The following is a 7,599-nucleotide window of genomic DNA, read 5'->3' on the forward strand; positions in this document are numbered from 1 at the left end:
TTGTAGCTGGTGCTCCAGGTATGGATAACGGTGCCAACTTAATACTTTGGGATTGTGAGCTTTCTGGAATAAATCCTGATAACAATTCCACTACAGACCAAGTATGGACAGTTACAACTAACGGATATATCATGAATGATCTATCAGGGAAGTGCATAGATGTAGCTGGTGCTCCAGGTCGCAGTAACGGTGACAACTTAATACTTTGGGATTGTGAGCTTTCTGGGATAAATCCTGATAACGGTTCCTTAACAGATCAAAAATGGATTTTGGTAGACTAATCGCGGAATAAATTATCGAAATCGCCGAATACCCCACCCTTCGGCGAGGTGGGGATGAAAGGCGACAAAGGCCAAGGGGATTCGATATCCCCTTGGCCTTTCATTTTCTGTAGAAGAAAGCGAATAAACTCTCCTAGGACATCTGACTGATTTATACCAGTTAGCTTGCAGTAACTCCTAAGGATATAAAATTATTTTGGCGTTGCTGAATATGGGAATGTAATCAGGTCTATTCGGGTCAGTTGTCAGTTACCCTCCATGATTCTATTAATCAGCAATGCCTTCCCTTTTGCCTCTTGCCTCTTGCCTCTTGCCTAAGGGAGTATGTTCACAACCGATGATACAAGCGATGCAGCGCGGTCTTGGGGGTTTCCCCCATGAGCGACTGCATCAAGAGAAAGTGTTTATATACCTTATGATCTCAATTGTGATTATCTCCCACAGTGCTAAGCTAGCCGCTGGGGTCAAGGAATTAGCTGAACAGATGGTTCACACATCCGTACCGATTGCGATCGCAGCGGGTATTGATGACCCAGAAAATCCCTTTGGTACCGATGTGCTCCAAGTCCAAGCTGCCATTGAGTCGGTTTACTCCGATGCTGGGGTAGTAGTATTGATGGATTTAGGCAGTGCGGTGCTCAGTGCAGAAATGGCACTGGAGTTTCTGGATGAAGACCAGAAACCCAAGGTAAGATTGTGCGAAGCGCCATTAGTGGAAGGTGCGATCGCAGCGGTTATCCAAGCTGCGGCTGGTGGTGATATCGACCAAGTCATTGCTGAAGCTAGATCAGCTTTAACCGCTAAAGCCTCTCAGTTATCAGTTGTTGATAGTAATGATAGTACTGAGTTTGACCCAGTGGGTGGAATGGGCATCTTGCCCGTGGGTGGAACGGGCATCTTGCCCGTGGGTGGAACGGGCATCTTGCCCGTGGGTTACGCAACTACAACCAAAGAAATCCATCTTACTGTCCAGAATCAACAGGGAATTCATGCTCGTCCTGCTGCTCAATTTGTTACTACAGCTAATCGGTTTAACTCGGAAATTACGTTACGAAATATCAGCAAAACTAGCAATATAGTTAATGGAAAAAGCCTTAATAATGTCATGCTTTTAGGTATCCAACAGGGAGATGAAATAGTCATCAAAGCAGTGGGAGAAGATTCGGAATTAGCCTTGATAGCGTTGCAGCAGCTAGTAGATAACAATTTTGGTGAAAAATTAGATAAAGCAAAAGAAGACATCAACCAAGAGTCTAACCCTGCCAGTAACCGATCCCTTCACCCGTCATCGGTGACACTTGATAGGTTAGTTGGAATTCCGGCTGCTGCTGGGATTGCGATCGGAGCGGTTATTGTCTACCAACCCAAACTTCCAGAGATTATTGAAGAGCAAACAGATAATCCTCAAGCGGAGTGGGAAACCCTACAACTTGCTATTAAAACAGCACAACAGCAACTTCAACACCTGATTAATACTGTTACTAAAGATCAGGCAGATATTTTTCAGGCTCACTTGCTCTACTTAGACGATCCAGCGCTAGTTAATAGAGCTTATCAGATTATAGTTAACCAGCATCTATGGGCAGGGGCGGCTTGGAAAACTGTAATCGATGAAACCGTAGCAAATTACCAAACTCTGGAAGACTCCTACATGCAAGCTCGCGGAAATGATGTGATCGATGTCGGCTGGCGAGTGTTGCGATTACTGACCAATAGGAAAGAAACCTGTTTAGATCAGGACTTACGCAAGAGCCCCCTAAATCCCCCAATTCTGGGGGACTTTGACATCATTACCCCCCAAAATTGGGGGGCAGGGGGGCAAAACCAACTAAACTTCGTAAGTCCTATAGATGTGACTGAGCCCGGTATTCTGGTTGCTGCTGATTTAACTCCCTCTGAAGTCGCGCAACTCAATCCGAGCCAAGTCCGAGGTATCTGTTGCGCTAGTGGCAGTGCTACAGCCCATAGTTCCCTAATCGCCAATATGCTCGGTATACCGATGGTGGTTGGTGTTGGTCAGGATCTGTTGTCGTTGCCAGCTGGTATGGAGTTGGCACTGGATGGGACAACCGGTCAAATTTGGGTAGAGCCTTCTGAGGAACGGAAGCAAGAATTACAGCTACAGAGCAACAGTAAGGATGAATTACCGACGGAGGTAATTACTCAAGATGGACACAAAATTCCTTTGATGGCAAATGTTTTGGGAGAGGGTGATGCTAAATTGGCTCTGGATTGTGGTGCTCAAGGGATAGGTTTACTTAGGACCGAGTTTCTTTATCTGGAACGCTTAACTATTCCGAGCGAAGAAGAGCAGTTGGCAACCTATCAAGCCATTGCGGAAATTATGGGTACCCATCCCCTAACGATTCGTACTTTAGATATTGGCGGTGACAAGCCCATTCCCTTCCTGAATCTAGCGTCTTCTGATGCTCCCTCTGCTCGGCACACCCCAGAGCCTAACCCTTTCCTAGGATGGCGGGGAATTCGTCAGAGTTTGGATTGTCCAGAGATGCTCAAAATCCAACTGCGGGCGATTCTACGAGGGAGTTATGGAGACAACATTAAGGTGATGTTTCCCATGGTTTCTTCAGTAGAAGAGGTACGGGCTGCTAAGGAAATCCTAGCAGAGGCTAAAGCTGAGTTGCGCCAAGAAGGGTATGGTTTTAATGAACAGATGCCAGTAGGGATTATGGTAGAAGTCCCCGCAGCAGTAACCATGGCTGATCAGTTAGCAGCTGAAGTGGACTTTTTCAGCATTGGTACTAATGATTTGAGTCAATATGTAATGGCCGCTGACCGTACTAATCCCAAGGTGGCGAAGCTAGCTGATGCCCTTGAACCGGCTGTGCTACGGATGATTCAACAAACGGTAACTGTTGCTCATCAAGCAGGGATTCCAGTTAGTGTCTGTGGTCAGTTGGCATCGAATCCAGTAGGGATACCGATTTTATTAGGGTTGGGGGTGGATGAGTTGAGTGTGAATCCACCTGCGATCGCTACTGTGATGTCAGTTATTTCACAGTTGACTATCAACCAGGCCGAGATGCTTGCTGGTGAGGCGTTGCAGCTAGATTCCGCTGTTGGGGTTAGAGAATATATTATCAACCAACTGGACAGGTCCGTTTGAGTCTTGGCAGGGTTGATATAGCGCTACGAGCAAGGGCTTTAGGCAAGAGGCATGCATGCTAGAGGCAAAAAAAAAGAGGCAAAAAAAAAGAGAGCCGTGTTACTGACTCTCTCGATCATCAGGGTGCATCTTATATTTCAAATATACCTGAGCAAATGAGGGGTGTCACCCCTCATGGCAAAAATCAGCCAAATGGCTTAGTTTGTAATGTGGTACTGCAAAGCTGATATCCCTCACAAGACAGGGATTTAGGTTTGAACAGTTAAAATTAGGAAGCATTACCAACCCCAGACCTATGTTCGAGGAACAACCCCAAGCACTACAGCAAAAGGTCAAACTCTTGGCATTGGAATCAATCCGCCAAGATAATCCATCTCAATGGTTTGAGGTTTTATATTCCGAAGCTAATGGGGATTCAGGGCAAATACCTTGGGCGCGTTTAACAACCCATCCTTATCTACAGGATTGGTTAGAGCGTAATACACCCCAAGGGTCTGGTCGCTCTGCCCTAGTGGTTGGTTGTGGGTTAGGGGATGATGCTGAAGCGTTGGCGCAGCAGGGTTTCCAAGTCACTGCCTTTGATATTTCCCCGACTGCGATCGCATGGTGCCAAAAACGATTTCCCGATTCCCAGGTCAAGTACCAAGTGGCGGATTTATTTGCCTTAGATCCAGCATGGCATCAGAAATTTGATTTTGTATTTGAATGCCGTAATATCCAAGCCTTACCCCTCAATGTCCGGTCAACTGTGATGAATGCGATCGCATTCTTACTCGCCCCAGGAGGAACCCTCCTAGTGATAACTCGATTTCGCGATACCGACACTGAACCGGATGGTCCCCCTTGGCCGTTGTCGGATACAGAACTAGCTTACTTTAAGGAATTGGGCTTACAAGAAATCGGTCGTGATACTGTCCCAGAATCAGAGGATGACCCAATTCAAAGGTTACGCATTGAATATAATCGCGAATATACTCGCCATGGTTCGTAAACGCTTAATTATTGAAATGGGAATGGGAGTAGACCAACACGGTCAAGACCCAACCGTAGCAGCAGCACGAGCTGTACGGAACGCTATTGCTCACAATGCCTTACCTGGTGTTTGGGAAGTAGCTGGTTTAGAGCATCCCAATCAAATGATAGTTGAAGTTCAAGTCGCCGTGCCTTACCCAGAGCAAGTCCGGGAAAATGAAGTACTGGCTGTACTCCCTTTCGGTCAGAAAACTCTATCCCTTGAGTCCGGTGGAATGGTGGTTCAAGGCAGGGCGATTCCAGAACTTAATGATAAAAATGATGAGATGCTGATTGCTGTTGCAGCCGTTACTGTTTTGGTGGATAGTGATTAGGTAAGCTATCAGCTATCAGCTATCAGCTATCAGCTATCAGCGATTAGCGCTACGCGCACGCTACTTGAGGTGCTATCAGCTATCAGCTTTTGAATAAAAGAGGAATACAAAATTTAATCATCGTTGAACAATAGTCTTATGCTTTCGGTGTTACTTCTACGCGATTGGCAATGGCATCCACTACGGTTTCAAAAATGCCCAGGGAGTTTTCCACCATGGTGTTGAGGGTATCGAGCAGGGGATTAATTTCACAGATTTCCCAACAACACACCCGTGGATCTTTAACCAAAGTTTCGTTGAGCAGACAGGCTTCCTTGACAAAAATCCCATTTGGAGCTGGGGTTCCCGTTCCCATACAAATTGTGGAGTCCATACTGTCCACGTCAAAAGTAACGTAAATCAGATCCACCCCCTCTAGCTTCTCTAAACACCGTTGGGCAACCACATCCGCACCCAAGGTACGAACTTGCTCAGTGGTCATGTTTAAGATCTGGTGTGTTTCTATCAAGTGGTCTTCAGCCTCTTCCGTATCTCGTACCGCAACATACACCAGATCCTCAATGCTCAAATTCGCGCTATCTGCCAGCCCCAATCTTTGGCACAGGTTCCACAGTTCTAAGGTGTCTGAGTCAAGATCATTGATTTGCTTGGCCAGATTATCAGTAGCAGTCGCCATCGCCAAAGGCATCCCATGCATATTGCCTGATGGAGTTGTATACGGAGAGTGAATATCAGCATGGGCATCAATCCAAACCACTCCCAAGCGATGATTCGGAAAGGCTTTTTTGATTCCGGCGATTGTGCCTGCTGCCGTTGAATGATCCCCACCGAGTACCACTGGAAACAGCCCCTCCTGTAGGGTTTGGGCGACTACATCGGTAGTTCGGCTCAGCACCTGATATAGCTTCTCAATATACTTGGCGTACTGATGTTTGTGTCCCAGAGCATCTGCCCAATTTTCCGTTTGTACTTGTAAACTATCCAGACTCAAAACACCATTTTCGGCATGCATTCGTGCCGCCTGTTTTTGGATAGCAGCTTCTCTCAAAGCAGCAGTTCCCATGGATTGACCGCGCGTTCCTGCTCCTAATTCAGAATCAACTTCAATCAGGGCAATGGAGGAAAACTTTGCGACTTTCTGGTACTGAAGCAAAATCTTTTTAAAACTGCGTAAGCCTGCGATGGAAATCTTCAGACCCGATTCATAAGTCTGAGTGGCAATAAACTCTTCAAAATCAATTTCACCATCTCCATCTAGATCAGCTTTTCTCACTAAGGCAGCAATTTCTGAATCAGTTACGGTAGTGTTTAAGCACTGGATAATCTGGGTGAACTCCTCAATCGATAATTTGCCACTACCATCAACATCAATCAGTTCAAACACCTGTCGCAGATCAGCCCTAATATCGAGATCTTGGCGGTTTACCATCCACTCCATAAAGGCATCCCGTGTCACAACATCATCTTTGTTGAGCAGATTGAAAAGATTGGTTCGGTCCTGAAGGGAAATGCCTTGTCCCAAAACCTCTAGAGCATCGATGATTTCCTGACGAGTGATAAATCCATCACCATTGGCATCAAACAACTGGAATACCTGGTCAAATTCTGCATATCGTTGAGATGACACTGCTTTGGTTATGGTCATAGTTGAATTTCCTTATCTGTTACCTATTTGGGAAAATTGGGATCGGGATTATACTACCATTTGGATTGAACCATGGCATAATTGGTTAAAGGTTGTATGAACAGGGCATGGCTGAACTAGCGATATAGTTTTTTTGCGATCGCACTCCTGAAATATAGTGCTATAGCGCAGCGCTATATTTCCAAGCCAAAAAAAATTGCGGTTTCAACAAAAGGGCGTTGAATCATTAAGCAATGCCTATTTATCTTGTTGTGGAAGTAAGAATAAGCAAAGCTTTAGACTTGTGACAAATAGAAGATCGGGCAACGGATGAGTAACGGATGTAACGGATGGCAGTATTGGTAGAAGGGGAAGTTGGGGCAATTACCCATGACCCATGACCCATGACCCATTACCACTGATATCAATCATGAAAAAATTAATCAACCATCCCGATAATGTTGTCAGAGAAAGCCTAGAAGGGATGGCTTTAGCCCATCCTGACCTGCTCAAAATTAATCTTGACCCCCCCTTGATCTACCGCGCTGATGCTCCCATATCAAACAAAGTAGCGATTATTTCCGGTGGCGGTAGTGGTCATGAACCCTTGCACGGGGGCTTTGTGGGTGCCGGAATGTTAGATGCCGCCTGTCCCGGTGAAGTGTTTACCTCTCCCACCCCCGACCAAATGCTAGAAGCTGCCAAAATAGTCAACAGTGGTGCAGGGGTTCTTAATATTGTCAAAAACTATAGCGGTGACGTCATGAATTTTGAGTTAGCTGCCGAATTAGCTATCTCAGAAGGCATCCGAGTCCTCAATATCCTAATTGATGATGATGTAGCGGTTAAAGATAGCCTCTATACTCAAGGCAGGCGGGGGGTAGGGACAACATTATTAGCCGAGAAAATCTGTGGCGCTGCTGCTGCTGCCGGTTATGACCTCAAACAACTGGCTAATCTCTGTCGCCAGGTTAATAGTAATGGACGCAGCATGGGTATGGCCTTGACATCCTGCACTCCTCCTGCTAAAGGGAGTGCCATGTTTGACTTGGGGGAAGCAGAAATAGAATTTGGGATTGGCATTCACGGGGAACCGGGAAGACAACGAATGTCCCTCAAATCAGCGGATGAGATGACTGAAATGCTAGCGCTATCGATTATTGAAGATTCTGCCTATAGCCGCACAGTGCGAGAGTGGGATGAAGATAAAGCAGAATGGAC

At 46.0% G+C, this 7,599-nt stretch carries 6 protein-coding genes; 5 read left to right on the top strand and 1 reads right to left on the bottom strand.

Annotated elements, in window-relative coordinates; genetic code table 11:
- The 4 genes from F6K20_RS16475 to F6K20_RS16490 form a co-directional block, all read left to right on the top strand.
- Positions 1 to 281: RICIN domain-containing protein (locus F6K20_RS16475; RefSeq protein ID WP_287295331.1), on the top strand; the 281-nt coding region annotated here is incomplete at its 5' end.
- Between the two features lie 415 nt (positions 282 to 696).
- Entirely contained in the window at positions 697 to 3,408 is a 2,712-nt protein-coding gene (gene ptsP, locus F6K20_RS16480; protein WP_502708838.1) for a phosphoenolpyruvate--protein phosphotransferase, read from the top strand.
- 295 nt (positions 3,409 to 3,703) lie between these two features.
- Positions 3,704 to 4,399: a class I SAM-dependent methyltransferase gene (locus tag F6K20_RS16485; protein ID WP_287295335.1), complete on the top strand. Its 696-nt coding sequence runs from the start codon at positions 3,704 to 3,706 to the stop codon at positions 4,397 to 4,399.
- Positions 4,389 to 4,754: a Lin0512 family protein gene (locus F6K20_RS16490; RefSeq protein WP_287257187.1), complete on the top strand. Its 366-nt coding sequence runs from the start codon at positions 4,389 to 4,391 to the stop codon at positions 4,752 to 4,754. Before F6K20_RS16485 ends, F6K20_RS16490 begins: the two co-directional genes overlap by 11 nt.
- A gap of 136 nt (positions 4,755 to 4,890) precedes the next feature.
- On the opposite strand, the gene F6K20_RS16495 is transcribed toward F6K20_RS16490, so the two are convergent.
- Positions 4,891 to 6,399 (bottom strand): arginase family protein, encoded by a 1,509-nt coding sequence (locus tag F6K20_RS16495; RefSeq protein WP_287267061.1) that lies wholly within the window; start codon positions 6,397 to 6,399, stop codon positions 4,891 to 4,893.
- 409 nt (positions 6,400 to 6,808) lie between these two features.
- Between F6K20_RS16495 and F6K20_RS16500 the strand changes: the two genes are divergently transcribed.
- A partial coding sequence (locus tag F6K20_RS16500; RefSeq protein WP_287295337.1) for a dihydroxyacetone kinase subunit DhaK occupies positions 6,809 to 7,599 on the top strand: 791 nt, incomplete at its 3' end.

Source organism: Moorena sp. SIO2C4 (genome assembly GCF_010672485.1).
In the GTDB taxonomy this organism is placed as follows: domain Bacteria; phylum Cyanobacteriota; class Cyanobacteriia; order Cyanobacteriales; family Coleofasciculaceae; genus Moorena; species Moorena producens.

Coding starts and splice junctions, on each gene's coding strand:
- F6K20_RS16495 (WP_287267061.1), bottom strand. CDS start 6,399: ATGACCATAACCAAAGCAGTGTCATCTCAACGATATGCAGAATTTGAC.
- F6K20_RS16490 (WP_287257187.1), top strand. CDS start 4,389: ATGGTTCGTAAACGCTTAATTATTGAAATGGGAATGGGAGTAGACCAA.
- ptsP (WP_502708838.1), top strand. CDS start 697: ATGATCTCAATTGTGATTATCTCCCACAGTGCTAAGCTAGCCGCTGGG.
- F6K20_RS16485 (WP_287295335.1), top strand. CDS start 3,704: ATGTTCGAGGAACAACCCCAAGCACTACAGCAAAAGGTCAAACTCTTG.